We start from the raw sequence: 14561 nt of genomic DNA on the forward strand, positions 1-14561 counted from the left end.
CTGCCGCTTACGGAAGCGGCGGCGTGGCCGGTTCGGGCGGGCGAACGAGGGCGAGGACGTGGTTCTCGCACACGTTGACGCTGAAGGTGATCGTGCGGCGATCCTGATCGTCGCGCGGATCGATGGTGGTGAGTTCCAGCCCGTCGAAGCGGCAGGGGCCGCGCCAGTAGGTTTCGCGGGAGTAGCTGGTCACTTCCATCGCGGAATTGTTCGGGCGCTCGTTGAAGTTGAGGAATTCGTAGCTGTCAGGATCCCGGCGAAGCTGGCGGCGCACGCCCGGGGCGTAGACAAACTTCGTGAGATGCCGGCGCGAGGTGCTGGGATCGCGCACGCTGACGATCTTTCGATCAGAACAATTCACCAAGAGCAGCACGCCGGTTTCGTTGCGGCGACCGGGCCCGGCAAATGCCATCAGGCTGAAACGGTCGCCCGGCACCGCCGCGAGCGTTTGCGTACAGACGGCGTCGCGGACGCTTTTCTTTGCCACATCAGCCTGTGCCGTCGGAGGCGGCGCAGAAACAAGCATCGCGAGCAGCATCAGCATGGTGATGATGCTGACACAGCATCAGCTATTCTGCCAGTGATCTTGCGAACCGCGTGGACAGTCGTGATCGGCGGCGCGCCGCTGCCTTTGCGATGAACCGGACGTTGTGCTGCGTTCATGCAACCCTCGCCATCAGCACACGTTACGACCCCGTCACTTGTTTGGGGTCTTCTTGGAGGGAAGTTACATGCGTAAGATGATGCTGGCGCTTGGCGCCTCGGCGTTGGTGCTGCCGACGCTCGCCGTGACCACTACCGATGCCGATGCGCAGCGCCGCTATCAGTATCGCGAATGGAAGGGCACGGACGGCCGCTGGCGCTGCCGCAAGCCGGACGGCACGACCGGCCTGATCGTCGGTGGCGTTGCGGGCGCCCTGGTCGGCCGCACGATCGATACGCGCGGCGATCGCACGCTGGGCACGCTGGGCGGCGCTGCGGTGGGCGCGCTCGCCGGCCGCGAAATCGAGCGCAGCGGCAGCCGCAAGCGTTGCCGCTGATCGGCGCTGCCACCATCTGAGTTTCTGGGGGCGCGGTCTGATGCAGGCTGCGCCCCTTGCGCTTTGAGGAGAAGACGAGATGCCGACACGTAGTGGTTCCGCGCGGTATGAAGGCTTTGGCAAGGACGGAAAGGGTTGGGTTTCGACCCAGTCCGGCGTGCTGGCCGATCAATCCTATGGTTTTGGCACGCGCTTCGAGGATACGCCGGGGACGAACCCGGAAGAGCTGATCGCCGCCGCCCATGCGAGCTGTTTCACCATGGCGCTGAGCTTTGCGCTGGCGCGCGCCGGGCACGACAAGGGCACGCTGGAAACGACCGCCAAGATCTCGCTGGAGAAGGACGGCGACGGCTTTTCGATCACCAAGTCCGCGCTTGATCTGCGGGCCTCGGTCCCGGGCATCTCGTCCGACGAGTTCGAGAAGATCGCAGCGGATGCCAAGGCGAATTGCCCCGTGTCCAAGGTGCTGAACTGCGAGATCACGCTGACACATTCGCTGGCGGAATGACCATCGTCGCCGTTGCCCGTACGTAGCTTAACGTATCGGCAACGGCGGCGCGCACGCGGATGCTCTTTCGTTCACAGGACGGGAGAGAAACATGCGTCTGCTCGTTGTTGCTACGCTGGTCGCGACAACCTTCGCTGCTGCGCCGGCGCAGTCGCAGGGCCCTCCCGGGCAACCGCCGCCCGGACGCCCGGGCGGACCGGGTGCGGGGCCACCGCCCCGTCCGCAGGGGCCCGGCCCGGTGCGGCCGCCGGGAGCGCAAGGGCCCGGGCCGGTACGCCCGCCGGGTGGGCCGGCGTGGAACCGCCCGCCGAATATGCGGCCGCCGGCCCCGCTGCCGTCAAACTGGCGCAACAATTGGAGGCAGTGGCGCCGCTGGGACTATAACCGGCCGCCGCCGGGGCAGCCCTGGTATTATGCCGACCATTATTACCGTGACGGCCGCTATTATCGGCCGCGGCGTCTGGGGCGGTACGACCGCATCTATCGCGGCTTTAACGGGCGCTATTATTGCCGGCGCAGCGACGGGACGACCGGGCTGATCATCGGCGGGATCAGCGGCAGCATTCTGGGCAGCCTGCTCGGCAATGGCGATTCGAACACCGTCGGCGCGCTGATCGGGCTGGGCGCGGGTGCGGCGCTCGGCAATGCAATCGATCGTGGGCAGGTGATCTGCCGCTGATCGGTGAGTGAGCAGAAAAGGGAGCCGGGGCTCAGCGGGCGATCGCTGGGCCTCGTCGCTTTTGGTAGCGCGGGAGGCTAGAGCCACAGGCGTGAGTGGCGAATTGACAGTCCTGGGCGCGGTGCTGGCCGGCGGCGAGGCGCGGCGGTTCGGATCGGACAAGGCGCTGGCGCTGTTCGAGGGACGGCCGCTGATCGACCATGTGATCGCGCGACTGGCGCCGCAGACGGATGGTGTGGTGGTGGTGGGCCGCGATCATGCGGGGCTGGCGCGTGTGCAGGATCGGCCGGCCCATGGCCTGGGGCCGCTGGGGGCCATTGCCGGCGCGCTTCACTGGGGGCGTGCGCACGGGTTCGACGCGGTGCTGACGGTGCCGTGCGATACGCCGCTGCTGCCATTGGATCTTGCGCACGCACTGGCGGGCGAGGGGGCGGCAGTGGTGGATGGGCTGCCGGTGATCGGCTGGTGGCCAACCACCCTGTCAGGCGCGCTGGACGCCTGGTTGGCGGAAGACCGGTCGCGCGCGGTGCGGCACTGGGCAGCGGCGGTGGGCGCGCGATCGGTGGTGCTGGAGACGCTGCCGGCGAATGTGAATACGGTGGCGGATCTGGACGGGCTAAGCGGCGCTTAGCCGATCCAGCGCCAGATGCCGGCGGGCCAGCCGGCGAGCGGGAGGTGCGCCCAGGTGGCGACCAGCCAGACGGTGACGCCGCCGCCGAGCGCATGCATGCCGATCTTGCCGATGCGCGCGCGATGCTGCGCGATGGCGAGGAACGGCCAGTAGCTGGTGCGCCGTTCCCATTCGCGCCAGAATTCGGGCTGCAGCGCCTCCTTCTTGCGATCCTGCAGATGCGCACCGACTAGCGCGAGGATGATGATCGCGCCGGCCAGCACGATGTTCGCCGGATCAGGGAAGACGAGGATGTGGACGAGGCCCCAAATGGCCAACCCCCACATCATCGGGTGGCGGGTGATGGCGAAGACGCCGCGTGCCTCCGGCACCACATCGGTCTTCGCTTCGGGCAGCGCGGGATTGCGGACGAGCGAGCCCATGAAGAGGATCGCGCCGGCCAGCATCAGCACGGTGCCGAGCGCCCACAGGCCATCACCGACCGGCCAGAGCGGGGCTTCGGCTGGCGCCGCGCGATAGGCGAGCGCCAGCCAGACCAGGGTGATCAGCGAAACGAGGCTGTAGAGGCCAAGGAAACCCTTTTCGCCGGCCGCGCGCACCAGCGGCGCGCGCAACGGGTGGGAGAGGAGGAAATGCGTCCCAACGAAGGCGATTGCTGCCGCGACGACATTTCCCATCCTCTTCCCCCCTTTTAGCTTATCGGCGTGTTTCGCCTGCCGTGTTGACCCCTGCGGCCTGCGGCTCGGCCAGCTCGGCTTCCCCCGCGAGGCCATGGCCCGCCTCGTCGCGCAGCGTATCGAGATGCATCCAGCGGCGCACCAGCGGGCTGAGTGCCAGCACCGCGACCGCGATGCCGATCGTCCACCAGCCGATCGTGGAATAGATGGCGAGCGTGCCCTCCTTGGTCATCTCTCCGCCTTCGCCGCCGGTCGCCTCGCCGATCTTGCCGGCGACGAAATTGCCGACCGCCGTCATGTAGAACCACGCGCCCATGATGAGGCTGGCGAGGTGCTTGGGGGCGAGCCGGTTCATCGCGCTGAGGCCGACGGGCGACAGGCAAAGCTCTCCGGTCGTCTGCAGGAAGTAGATCGCGAAGACGAAGAACACCGGCGTCGCGACTTCGACGCCGACGGTGTTCGCGCCCCAGACGAAGACCAGGAACGACAGGCCGACCTGCGCCAGCGCAAGGCCGAACTTGGCCGGCGCGGACGGCTCCAGCCCGCGCTTGCCGAGCCATACCCACAGCCCGGCGAAGATCGGGCCGAGCAGGACGATGTAGATCGGGTTGATCGACTGGAAGAGCGATGCCGGGACCCCGCCACGATCGACGTAGCGATCGGTGTAGAGGTTGAGGCTGCCGCCGGCCTGTTCGAACAGGCCCCAGAACACCGGATTCAACGCGATCAGGAACAGCACCGCGAACATGCGATCGCGCGCGTGCGGCTCGAGCTTGAAGCTTTCGAACAGCACATAGCCGAGCAAGGCGACGCCCGAGATGATCAGCAGCGTCTGGATCACGCTCTGATACTGGATCAGCGCCCAGATCACCGCGATCGCGGCGAGGCCGAGGCCGTACAGCGACAATTCCTTCTTCTTCGTCAGCGGGTTCGGCGCTTCGCCCTTGCCGAGCAGCAGCGGCTTGCCGAGGATGAAGACGATCAGGCCAAGCAGCATGCCGACGCCGGCGGCGCCGAAGCCATAGGCCCAGCCATAGGTTTCACCCAGCCAGCCGGCCATGATCGTGCCGATCGCGGCGCCGGTGTTGATGCCGATGTAGAAGATCGTGTACGCACCGTCGCGGCGAACGTCGGTCAGCGGATAGAGCTGGCCCACGATGACCGAGATGTTCGCTTTCAGGAAGCCCGAGCCGACGATGATGAAGGCGAGCGCCAGCCAGAAGACGTTGATCGCGGCCGATCCCTGGCCGCCGTCACCTTCCACCGCCATCAACAGGTGGCCGAACGTCAGCAGCACGGCGCCGTAGAGCACCGCCTTGCGCTGACCCAGATAGCGATCGGCGAGATAGCCGCCGAGCACCGGCGTGATGTACACGAGGCTGGTGTAGGCGCCGTAGATGAGGTTCGACTTGCCGTCGTCGAACAGCCAGTGCTTCGTCAGGTAGAAGATCAGCAGCGCGCGCATGCCGTAGTAGGAAAAGCGTTCCCACATCTCGGCGAAGAACAGGACGTAGAGCCCCTTCGGGTGCCCCATGAACTCGGGGCCCTTGGTGGTCGCGGCGGCGGCACCGCCGGCCAGCAGGATCGCGAGAAACCCTAACGCGATCGCGGGAATGATGGGCAAGGATACGCTCCCCAGGTGATTACGATCGGGGCGGTCGCCCCGGAAGTGGCGAGCCTAGCGCGGAAATTCGCGCTGCTAAAGCATTGTTACGAACGAAACGTTTCTGAGGGGGTGCTCGACTTGCGAGCCGTTCGCGATAAGAGGGTGCATGTTCAACGATACCGCCACGCCATTGTCGCTTCTCGCCACCCGCCGATCGGGCAAGCCGCGCGACCTCGGGGCGCCCGGACCGAGTGAGGAGCAGCTGGCGCAAATGTGCGCCATCGCTGCGCGCACGCCCGATCACGGCAAGCTGGCGCCATGGCGGTTCGTGATCGTCGGCGCGGAGCAGCGCGACGCCTTCGCGACGTTGCTGCTGGATGCCTATCGCGCCGACCGCCCGGAGGCGAAGCGGGCGGAGATCGAGGCAATCGAGCAATTCGCGCACCAGGCGCCGGCGCTGGTGGTGGCGCTATCCTCGCCGCGACTCGACAGCCAAATTCCCGTGTGGGAGCAGGAACTGTCGGCAGGCGCGGCGTGCATGAACCTGTTGCACGCAGCGCATGCGATGGGTTTTGCCGGCGGATGGCTGACGACCTGGGCCGCGTTCAACGACCGGGTGCGCGACGCGTTCGGCGCGGCGCCCGAGCGGATCGCGGGGTTCATCTTCATCGGCACGCCCACGCGCCCGCTGGACGAACGCCCGCGGCCGGACCTCGCCACGACCGTCCGGAAGTGGACAGCTTAAGACTCGACTGGGCGCACCATTGCTGTATTAAGGCAGCATGACAGCGCTGAGCAGTGAGGACAGCCCGGTCTACATCCGGCTGCGTGGCACGATCGCGGCGGGGATCCTGCGCGGTGACTTCCGCGCCGGCGACCAGCTTCCCTCCGTCAGGGCGCTTGCCGCCGAGCATGGCGCCAACCCGCTGACCGTCGCCAAGGCCTATCAGTCGTTCCAGGACGAAGGCTATGTCGAGGTGCGGCGCGGTGTGGGCATGTTCGTGCTGCCGGGCGCCGCGGAGCGGCTCCGCGTGGCGGAGCGCGATGCGTTCGTGACCCAGCAATGGCCGCGGATCCGCGCTTATATCGATCTGCTGGGACTGGATCTGGCGGGCCTGCTGGAGCGCGAGCGGGCCTGAGCGGTGCCGTTTCGGCCAAGTTTCACGACAAAGGACAAGAGGCTGGAGCGCGGGCTGTGCCCGGCCTGACGGTGCTTTGCGTCAGCCGGCCAAGGCCTGGAGCAGGGCAGTGGCGGGTGCGCGATCCGGGAAGGCGGGGTCGCGCAGCGCGATCGAGATCTGCGCGCGCGCTTCGGCCTTGCGGCCCGCTTCTGCCAGTGCCTGCGCAAGATGCCAGGCGATGCCGGCATGGGCGGGGGCGAGCTTCGAGGCCTTGACGAGCAACTGCAGCGCGCCGGGCGTGTTACCGCCCTCATAGAGCGCCCAGCCGTAAGCGTCGCAGACGGCGGGGTTCATCGGCGCCAGGGAATATCCATGGCGGGCGTAGATCGTCGCCGTTGGCGCGTCGCCGGCACCGGAATAGGCGTAGCCGAGCTGGGCCATCAGCAGCGCGTCGCGGTTCCCGATCGCGGCGCGCAGATCCTCGAGCGTCTCGATCGCTGGTTCCCATTCGCGAGCGGCGAGCTGAAGGTTCGCCAGCGCGCGGCGGGCGACGAGGCTTTGCGGATTCTGCGACAGGTACAGCGCCAGCGCCTCCGCACCGAGCCGCTGCTGGCCAGTGTGGCCGGCGGCCTCGGCGAGCCGCAGCAGCGCGGGCGCATCGAAGCGGAGATCAGCGGCACGACGGTATGCATCGAGCGCGGACGCGAAGTTGCCGGTGCTGGCAAGCACATCACCTGCGAGCAACTGCGCGTCCGGCACGCCGGGCGAAACGCCAGCGATCGATTGTGCGCGGCGAAGCGCGCCGTCACGGTCCCCGGCGGCGAGCAGGCCACGGACATAGGGGACGGAGACAGTGGGATCGCCAGGCGATGCGGCGACTTCGTTGGCGAGGACGGCAACGCCATTGTCGCCGTCGAAGGGCGTCGGGCCGGCGAGCAGCGGGCGAGCGGCGCGATCGAGGAAGCGGGCAGCCCAGTCGCGCTCCCCGGTCGCTTCAAAGGCGCGACCGACGAGGGCGAGCGTGTAGCTGTCCGCATCCGGGCGGAGCGCCAGCGGGCGAAGCATGTCCAGTGCGCCGCGTGCGTCGCCCGAGCGCAGCAGCGCGGCACCGAGCAGCCGGCGGGCGGCGAGGTTCATCGGCTGGCGGCCGACGATCTCTCGGAAGCTGACGACGGCCTGCTCGTAGCCGCCGTCGGCATAAGCGAGCATGCCCGTGAGGAGCACGACGCCGGGTGTGTCGAGGCCGGCGTCGCCCATCTTGGCGAGCAAGGCGCGGGCGAGATCGCGGTTGCCGGCGCGCGCCGCCATGACCGCCTCGAGATACAGCGCCGGCGGGCTGCCGGGGCGCGCGGCGCGGGCGCGGCGGGTGGCGTCCAGCATGTCGGCGTAGCGCCCGGCGTCGCCAGCCGTGGCGGCATATTCGATCAAGGCGGGGTGATAATAAGCGTCGAGCGCGAGCGCGCGATCGAACCAGGGCAGGGCGGCGGTGAGGCCGTAGCGGCTGCGCACGACCTGCCCGGCAAGGACGATGGCGGCAAGGTTCGTCGGATCGAGTGCGAGTGCCTGGCGTGCGGCGACGTCTGCGCTACCAATGTCGCCCGCGTCGAAGCGGACGCGGCCGAGATCGGCGTAGGCATAAGCGTCACGGGGCGCGCGGGCGACGAGCGCCTCGAGCATGCGGGTGGCGGCGGGAACGTCGCCCGCGGCGGCGAGGGCGCGGGCGCGCACGCGGACCGCGTAAGCGGCGTAGGGCGGCGCCGCGCGTGCGGCCTCCGTCAGCGCGCGCTGCGGATCGCCCTGCATCAGCCAGGCGTCGGCGAACAGGTGGTGGAGGCGCGCAGCCGGGACGCCGTCGGCACGGGCACGGTTGAGCGCCCCTTCAGCGGCGGCCCCATCGCCCAGCAGCAGATAGATGCGCCCCAGCAGCGCGCTCGCCACCGCCCCGTCCGGGCCCTTGGTAGCGGTGATCGCATGGTTGCGCGCGGCGCTGTAATTGCCACGCGCCAGCGCGGCGAGGCTGGCCTGTAGCGCACCCGCGGGATCCGGCGCGGCGGCACGGCGGGCGAGGAAGACGATGCCGCCCAGCACCAGCGCGATCGCGGCGAGCACGGCCAGGATGCGCGTGGTGCGCGCGCGATACCAAGCGCGGCCGGGCATGCCCGCGCGCGAACGGCGGCGTCTGCCCCGCAGCATCGGGTATCGCGCGGGCGTATCAAGCATGCAGATCGTAGCTTTTCAGGAGATCGTAGAGCGTCGGGCGGCTGACGCCGAGGAGGCGGGCGGTGTGCGAGATATTGCCATCCGCCCGGGCGAGTGCGTGGCGGATCGCGCGACGGTCCGCCGCCTCGCGGGCGGCGCGAAGGTTGATCGGCGCGTCGTCCGCAGACGCAAGATCGAGGTCTGCGGCGGTGACGAGCTTGCCGTCGGCCATGATCACCGCGCGCTTCATCCGGTTCTCCAACTCGCGGACATTGCCGGGCCAGTCGTGCGCGTCGATCGCGGCGCGGGCGTCGGGCGCAAGGCCAGTGACGGCGGGGTTCATGGTGCGCGCGTACTTCGCCACGAAATGCCGCGCGAGCAGTGCCGCGTCGCCGGGACGCTCGGCCAGCGCGGGGATGCGAACGACGATTTCGGCGAGGCGATAGTAGAGGTCTTCGCGGAACGAGCCGTCGGCGACCATCGCATCGATGTCGCGGTGCGTGGCGCAGACGATGCGCGTGTCGACCGCGATCGGCTTGCGGCCGCCGATCCGCTCGATCACGCGTTCCTGAAGGAAGCGCAGCAGCTTGACCTGCAAGGGCAAGGGAACGTCCCCGATCTCGTCGAGGAACAGGGTGCCGCCTTGTGCCTGTTCGATCTTGCCCTCGGTGGTTTTCACCGCTCCGGTGAAGGCACCCTTTTCGTGGCCGAACAGCTCGCTTTCGAGCAGCGTTTCCGGGATCGCGGCGCAGTTGATTGCAACGAAGGCGCCTTTGGCGCGTGGCGAGGCTTCATGCAGGCCGCGGGCGAGCAGCTCCTTGCCGGTGCCACTGGCGCCGAGCAGCATTACCGAGACATCGGCCGGCGCCACCCGCTCGATCGTGCGCATGACCTTGGCCATTTCGGGCGCGGCGGTGATGAGGCCGCCGAGCGCCGGGGCGGCGGCGCTGGCAGACAGGCGGCGGTTCTCGGCCTCCAGATCGTGGACGTGGAAGGCGCGCGCGACGATCAGGCCGAGCGCATCGATGTCGATCGGCTTCTGGTAGAAATCCCAGGCGCCGTCGGCAATCGCCTTGAGCGCGCTCTCGCGCGCGCCGTGGCCGGAGGCGACGATCACCTTGGTATTGGGCTTCAGCGACAGGATTTCGGCAAGGAGCGCGAAACCCTCGCTGGTGCCGTCGGGATCGGGCGGCAGACCCAGATCGAGCGTGACGACGGCGGGCTCCTCCGCGCGCAGCGCCTCGATCGCGCTGCTGCGATCGCCGGCGACGATCACCTGATATCCATCATAAGCCCAGCGCAACTGGCGCTGCAGCCCGAGATCGTCCTCGACGATCAGCAGCTTGCGTTGTTCGGTCATGCCGCAATCCCCACCGCGGTGGTTTCGGGTGCCGCCAGCGGCAGCGTGACACGGAAGCTCGTGCCTTCGCCTTCGCGGCTGGTGACGGTGACGGTGCCGCCCATCGCCTCGGCCAACTGGCGCGCCTCGAACGCACCGAGGCCGAACCCGCCGGGCTTGGCGGAGACGAACGGCTTGAAGAGCTGATCGCGCACGAAGGCGGGCGACATGCCGCAGCCGCGATCGCTGACGGTAATGACGGCGCGGCCGTCTTCGGCGGAAACGTGGAGTGCGACGGCGGCCTCCTGGCCGCTCGCCTCGATCGCATTCTGCACCAGATGCGAGAGCAACGTTTCGAGCGCGCTGCAATCGGCGTTGGCGAGCACGTGAGGGGCGCCATCGGCGGTGACCGGGTGCTGGGCGCGGCGGGCGTTGGCTATCCGTTCGGCGAGATCAAGCAGCGCGACCGCGCGGCGCGGTTCGCCGCGCGCGCCGTGATGCTGCGACAGGCGCGCGAGAAGCGCGTTCATGCGGTTCGACGTTTCGGTAAGAGTCGCCACCATGTCGGCACGGAAGGCCGGATTGTCGGCATGCCGCTCGGCATTGCGTGCGACCAGCGTCAACTGGCTCACCATGTTCTTCAGATCGTGCATGATGAAGGCGAAGCGGCGGTTGAACTCGTCAAACCGCTGCGCGTCGGCGAGTGCGGCCTGGGTGCGTGCCTCGGCGATATAGCTGGCGGCCTGTCGCCCAGCCACGCCGAGCAGGTCGAAATCCTCCCAGTCGAGCGCGCGGTCGACCGGCGGGCGGGCAAGCACGATCGCTCCGGCGAGCCGATCGAAGTGGATCAGGGGGACCACCGCCCAGGCATCCGCATGATCGCGCAGCCAGGGCGCGATGCTTGCCGCATCGGCGCGATCGGCACGACCGGCGCGCACTGCGTCGAGCTCCAGGATGCGGTGGCTGGCGGCGAGATGGGCGAACAGCGCCTTGTCGGCGGCCGGCGGCGCTGGCGAGTCGGGCCAGTTCCACGCCGGGCCGGCATCCAGACCCGCATCATCCGGCACCAGCAAGGCGCCGCCCGGCGAACCGGTGAGGTCCGCCACCGCCTTCACGACGCGGGTGTCGAGCGGTGATGCGCCGGCGCCGGGCGTGCCCAACGTCTCCGTGAAGCGCAGCCATTCGTTGCGGTAGTCGTAGCGGTGCGAGAAGAGATGCTTCGAGATGAGCACCTTCACCCAGGCGCGAATCCAGGGGGTGGAGACCACCGTCAGCAATGCCGCGGCGGTGCCGAAGACAAAGGCTGTCTGTACGATCCGCGCGTGGCTGCCGCCGACCGAAGCAAGCAGCCCGGTCGCGAGACCCGTCACCACCACGTAGAGCACGATCGTCAGCAACGAGAGCGATTGCAGCGCAATCGTGCGCGAGACCTGGAGCTGCCACTCGCCGTCCCGCTGGACGGCGAGACCGAATAACGGGGCAAGCGCGACCATCACCGCGCCGCGGGCGTCGATCAGCCCGACCGGCCAATCGCCCGTTGCCCAGGCGGCGGCATAGATCACCAGATCCGCGCTCCACATCAGGGTGAGCGCGAGCGTCGCCACCCGCACGCCGCCGCGCGTGCGCCAGGCCGCCGCGCCGCGGAGCCGATAAACGAGGATCAGCGCCGCGACGGTCGACAGCGTGCGGAACGCCGAGCGGGTGTAAGCTATTGCGGCGGTTGCCTCCGGATCATCCACCATCGCCGAGGCGATCGCGAGGCCCGCGGTGGCCACCACCACCAGCGCGACCGCCGCATAGACCCCCGCGATCCAGTGAAGATCGGGATTGCCCCTATCCCGCCGGGCGATCGCATACATGAAGGCGAGCCAGGCGAGATTGCGGATGCTTTCGGCGATCCGGGTGGCGACGTCCAGATTGTCGATCCCGGCGACGGCGAGCGCCCAGAGCGAGGTCGCGAGCAGCGCGGCGATGAAGGTGACGCGCGGCAGCCCGCTGCCGCCGGCGCGAAGCTGCGCCAGCGCGAGCGTACCGAACAGCAGCGCGGCAAGCGCGTGCGTCCACAAGCCGAGCGATGCGCCGATCACCGCGTCACGACCAAGGCTGACGCATCAGCGCGCGCCTGCCGGCCACAGCACCACGCGCAATGTCTGGAGCAGGATCAAGAGATCGAGGAACGGCGAGTAATTCTTCGCGTAATAGAGATCATACTCCAGCTTGTGCCGCGCATCCTCGACCGAGGCGCCATAGGGATAATTGATCTGCGCCCAGCCTGTGATGCCCGGTTTCACCATATGCCGTTCGGCGTAATAGGGCAGATGCTCTTCCAGTTCGGTGACGAACTGCGGGCGCTCCGGGCGGGGACCGACGAAGCTCATCTCGCCCTTCAGCACGCTCCAGCATTGCGGCAGCTCGTCGATCCGCACCTTGCGGATGAAGCGGCCGATGCGGGTGACGCGCGGATCCCTCTCTGCGGCCCAGACCGCCTTGCCGGCGACTTCCGCATCGGCGCGCATCGAGCGGAGCTTCAGGATATCGAAAGGCTCGTTGTAGAGCCCGACGCGGCGCTGGCGGTAAAAGGCGGGGCCGCGGCTTTCGAGCTTGATGGCGATCGCGGTGAGGAGGATCACCGGCGCGGCGAACAGCAGCAGTAGCGCACTCGCAGCGACGTCGAACGCGCGCTTGGCCATGCCCGACAGCATGCGTCCCGACGCGAAGCCATCGGAGAAGATCAGCCACGACGGGTTGACGCTGGCGAGATCGATCCGGCCGGTTTCGCGTTCGAGGAAGGTCGAGAATTCGTTGACATGGACGCCCGTCGTCTTGACGCGCAGCAGATCCTTCAGCGGCAGCGCGTTGCGGCGCTCCTCGATCGCGAGCACCACCTCGGTCGCGCCGAGTTCGACGACATGGGCCGCGAGGTTAGGAATGTCGCTGCGCGGGATAGCGCCGTCGACGACGATTGCCGGTTCGCCCATGGCCACGAAGCCTGCGACGACGAAACTGGAACGATTGGCGTGCTCCAGGGCGGCGAGCCGCGCGGCGCGATGGCCGGCGCCGAGCACCACGATGCGGCGCTTGAACCGTTCACCGCCAAGCAGCTTGCCGAACAGGAGGCGGACGGCGACGAGCCCGGTGATCGCGATCAGCATCGCGTAGAAGAGGCTCGATCGCCAGAAGGTGATCGAGGGGAAGAAGAAGAAGAGCAGGCTGAGGAAGATGACGCCGAGCGAGATCGCGACCACCAGCCGCATGGTTGCCTGGCGGGTCGAGACGAGCACGTCGGCCTGGTAGGCGCCAACCGCGACCATCGCGGTGGCGAGGGGCAGCGCAAAGGTGACGAGCTGCGGCAGCCGGGTCCAGATCGTCTCCGGCGCCATATCGAGCTGCCAGGCGCGGATCAGCCAACCGGCTTCGGCGGCGAACAGCAGGATGACGAGGTCAATGAGGCCAAGCAGCGCGACGGCATTGGGAACGTAATGTTTGAATACCCTGATCATCGCCCGCGCTTTGCCCGTACCGCCGTGTAAAGGGATCCGACACCCCCTGTCGCAGGAAATGGCAAACAAAGCCTGAATCGCGGAGTTGGTGATGGATCGGAAATGAAACATGCGCATTGTACGGCGCGGGGGATTTCCAGATAACCATCTGCGTGTCGGCCATCCGGTCGACTGCTCTGCCATGTGAGGAGTAAACGATGCCGTCGATCGTTCCCGTCATCCTGTCCGGTGGATCGGGGACACGTTTGTGGCCGATGTCCCGCCCGGAGCGTCCCAAGCAGATGCTGGCGCTGACCGCGGAGGAGACCATGCTTCAGCTGACCGCAAGTCGTGCGGCCGGTGAACAGTTCGCAGCACCGATCGTGGTGGCGAACGCGCGGCACACCGACATGATCGAGGAACAGCTGGCGGCGATCGGCGCCAAGCCGCAGGCGCTGGTGCTGGAGCCGATGGGCCGCAACACCGCGCCGGCCATCGCGCTCGCCGCCTTGGTTGCGCCGCAGCCGGACGCACCGCTACTGGTGATGCCGTCCGACCATGTGATCGAGGATGTGGCCGCGTTCCGCGCGGCGATCGCGTCTGCCTTGCCGATGGTGGAGGACGGCTGGCTGGTAACCTTCGGCATCACGCCGGACGCTCCGGAAACCGGCTATGGCTATATCAAGGTGGGCGAGGAGATCGCCGAGGGCGTCCACCGCGTCGACCGCTTTGTCGAAAAGCCGCCGCGCGCGGCGGCCGAGGCGATGCTGGCGAGCGGCGACCATGCGTGGAACGGCGGCATCTTCCTGTTTCGCGCGGACGCGTTCCTGGATGCGCTCGCGCAGTACGAACCCAAGATGCTGGAGGCGGTGCGGCGCTCTCTCGCGGAAGGCGAGCGCGCCGGCACGCAGGTCCGGCCGTCGGCGCGCGCCTTCGCCGAAGCGCCGAACGAGTCGATCGACTATGCGGTGATGGAGAAGGCCGACCGCGTGGCGGTGGTGCCGGTGGCGATGGGCTGGAACGACGTCGGCAGCTGGGACGCGCTGCACGCGATTAGCGCAGCCGATGAGGCCGGCAATGCGATCCGCGGAGAAGTGATCGCGCTCGACACCACCAACTGCCTGGCGCGGACTGACGGCGTGCGCATCGCGATGGTGGGCGTGCAGGACCTGATCGTGGTCGCGTCGGGGAACGATATCCTGATCCTGCCGCGCGGACGCAGCCAGGACGTGAAGAAGCTGCTGGAGGCGATGAAGGACTGATCCCGCGGCGATGGGCGGGA

General features: G+C 68.2%; 14 protein-coding genes. 7 read left to right on the forward strand and 7 right to left on the reverse strand.

The genetic code is table 11. The annotated features are described in order from the left end of the window. Positions 1-7 precede the first annotated feature (7 nt). On the reverse strand, positions 8-544 hold the full coding sequence (locus ACH0AE_RS05125) for a hypothetical protein (RefSeq protein WP_294445246.1): 537 nt from the start codon (positions 542-544) through the stop codon (positions 8-10). Between the two features lie 187 nt (positions 545-731). On the opposite strand from ACH0AE_RS05125, the gene ACH0AE_RS05130 reads away from it, so the two are divergent. From ACH0AE_RS05130 to ACH0AE_RS05145, 4 genes are all read left to right on the forward strand, one after another. Continuing rightward, positions 732-1040 carry a glycine zipper 2TM domain-containing protein gene (locus ACH0AE_RS05130; protein ID WP_406875508.1) on the forward strand — a complete coding sequence of 103 codons (309 nt, stop codon included), beginning with the start codon at positions 732-734 and terminating at the stop codon, positions 1038-1040. Positions 1041-1119: 79 nt separating this feature from the next. Continuing rightward, entirely contained in the window at positions 1120-1548 is a 429-nt protein-coding gene (locus tag ACH0AE_RS05135) for an OsmC family protein (RefSeq protein WP_294443758.1), read from the forward strand. Positions 1549-1861: 313 nt separating this feature from the next. After that, positions 1862-2227 carry a glycine zipper 2TM domain-containing protein gene (locus ACH0AE_RS05140; RefSeq protein ID WP_365928428.1) on the forward strand — a complete coding sequence of 122 codons (366 nt, stop codon included), beginning with the start codon at positions 1862-1864 and terminating at the stop codon, positions 2225-2227. Between the two features lie 91 nt (positions 2228-2318). Next, the gene (locus ACH0AE_RS05145) at positions 2319-2858 is read left to right on the forward strand and encodes a molybdenum cofactor guanylyltransferase (protein WP_294443753.1); all 540 of its coding nucleotides are present in this window, start codon (positions 2319-2321) and stop codon (positions 2856-2858) included. On the opposite strand, the gene ACH0AE_RS05150 is transcribed toward ACH0AE_RS05145, so the two are convergent. Together ACH0AE_RS05150 and ACH0AE_RS05155 are read right to left on the reverse strand one after the other, a co-directional pair. After that, positions 2855-3535, reverse strand: coding sequence for an NnrU family protein (locus tag ACH0AE_RS05150; protein ID WP_294443750.1), 681 nt, complete (start codon positions 3533-3535; stop codon positions 2855-2857). The two genes, ACH0AE_RS05145 and ACH0AE_RS05150, sit on opposite strands and share 4 nt — an antisense overlap. Positions 3536-3554: 19 nt before the next feature. Then, positions 3555-5069, reverse strand: coding sequence for a peptide MFS transporter (locus tag ACH0AE_RS05155; RefSeq protein WP_294443767.1), 1515 nt, complete (start codon positions 5067-5069; stop codon positions 3555-3557). A 238-nt stretch (positions 5070-5307) separates the two neighbouring features. On the opposite strand from ACH0AE_RS05155, the gene ACH0AE_RS05160 reads away from it, so the two are divergent. Then, a complete protein-coding gene (locus tag ACH0AE_RS05160) occupies positions 5308-5886 on the forward strand; it encodes a nitroreductase (protein WP_294443748.1) in 579 nt (192 codons plus the stop codon). Positions 5887-5923: 37 nt separating this feature from the next. Further along, entirely contained in the window at positions 5924-6280 is a 357-nt protein-coding gene (locus ACH0AE_RS05165; protein WP_294443746.1) for a GntR family transcriptional regulator, read from the forward strand. Positions 6281-6361: 81 nt separating this feature from the next. On the opposite strand, the gene ACH0AE_RS05170 is transcribed toward ACH0AE_RS05165, so the two are convergent. The 4 genes from ACH0AE_RS05170 to ACH0AE_RS05185 are packed head-to-tail and all read right to left on the reverse strand — an operon-like array spanning position 6362 to position 13300. Continuing rightward, on the reverse strand, positions 6362-8419 hold the full coding sequence (locus tag ACH0AE_RS05170; RefSeq protein WP_294443742.1) for a tetratricopeptide repeat protein: 2058 nt from the start codon (positions 8417-8419) through the stop codon (positions 6362-6364). Between the two features lie 55 nt (positions 8420-8474). Continuing rightward, complete coding sequence (gene prsR / locus ACH0AE_RS05175; protein ID WP_294443741.1) at positions 8475-9821, reverse strand: PEP-CTERM-box response regulator transcription factor; 1347 nt, start codon at positions 9819-9821, stop codon at positions 8475-8477. Next, positions 9818-11887, reverse strand: a complete 2070-nt coding sequence (gene prsK, locus ACH0AE_RS05180) for an XrtA/PEP-CTERM system histidine kinase PrsK (protein WP_294443740.1) — start codon at positions 11885-11887, stop codon at positions 9818-9820. Before prsK ends, prsR begins: the two co-directional genes overlap by 4 nt. Before the next feature lie 24 nt (positions 11888-11911). Then, the gene (locus ACH0AE_RS05185; RefSeq protein ID WP_294443739.1) at positions 11912-13300 is read right to left on the reverse strand and encodes a TIGR03013 family XrtA/PEP-CTERM system glycosyltransferase; all 1389 of its coding nucleotides are present in this window, start codon (positions 13298-13300) and stop codon (positions 11912-11914) included. 254 nt (positions 13301-13554) lie between these two features. Between ACH0AE_RS05185 and ACH0AE_RS05190 the strand changes: the two genes are divergently transcribed. Continuing rightward, the gene (locus tag ACH0AE_RS05190; protein ID WP_406875547.1) at positions 13555-14541 is read left to right on the forward strand and encodes a mannose-1-phosphate guanylyltransferase; all 987 of its coding nucleotides are present in this window, start codon (positions 13555-13557) and stop codon (positions 14539-14541) included. Positions 14542-14561: the final 20 nt, after the last annotated feature.

This window comes from Sphingomonas sp. 179-A 2A2 NHS (genome assembly GCF_045371305.1).
GTDB lineage: Bacteria > Pseudomonadota > Alphaproteobacteria > Sphingomonadales > Sphingomonadaceae > Sphingomonas.

Coding starts and splice junctions, on each gene's coding strand:
- ACH0AE_RS05170 (WP_294443742.1), bottom strand. CDS start 8,419: ATGCCCGGCCGCGCTTGGTATCGCGCGCGCACCACGCGCATCCTGGCC.
- ACH0AE_RS05140 (WP_365928428.1), top strand. CDS start 1,862: ATGCGGCCGCCGGCCCCGCTGCCGTCAAACTGGCGCAACAATTGGAGG.
- ACH0AE_RS05190 (WP_406875547.1), top strand. CDS start 13,555: ATGTCCCGCCCGGAGCGTCCCAAGCAGATGCTGGCGCTGACCGCGGAG.
- ACH0AE_RS05165 (WP_294443746.1), top strand. CDS start 5,924: ATGACAGCGCTGAGCAGTGAGGACAGCCCGGTCTACATCCGGCTGCGT.
- ACH0AE_RS05135 (WP_294443758.1), top strand. CDS start 1,120: ATGCCGACACGTAGTGGTTCCGCGCGGTATGAAGGCTTTGGCAAGGAC.
- ACH0AE_RS05155 (WP_294443767.1), bottom strand. CDS start 5,069: ATGGGGCACCCGAAGGGGCTCTACGTCCTGTTCTTCGCCGAGATGTGG.
- prsR (WP_294443741.1), bottom strand. CDS start 9,821: ATGACCGAACAACGCAAGCTGCTGATCGTCGAGGACGATCTCGGGCTG.
- ACH0AE_RS05150 (WP_294443750.1), bottom strand. CDS start 3,535: ATGGGAAATGTCGTCGCGGCAGCAATCGCCTTCGTTGGGACGCATTTC.
- ACH0AE_RS05130 (WP_406875508.1), top strand. CDS start 732: ATGCGTAAGATGATGCTGGCGCTTGGCGCCTCGGCGTTGGTGCTGCCG.
- ACH0AE_RS05185 (WP_294443739.1), bottom strand. CDS start 13,300: ATGATCAGGGTATTCAAACATTACGTTCCCAATGCCGTCGCGCTGCTT.
- ACH0AE_RS05125 (WP_294445246.1), bottom strand. CDS start 544: ATGCTGATGCTGCTCGCGATGCTTGTTTCTGCGCCGCCTCCGACGGCA.
- ACH0AE_RS05160 (WP_294443748.1), top strand. CDS start 5,308: ATGTTCAACGATACCGCCACGCCATTGTCGCTTCTCGCCACCCGCCGA.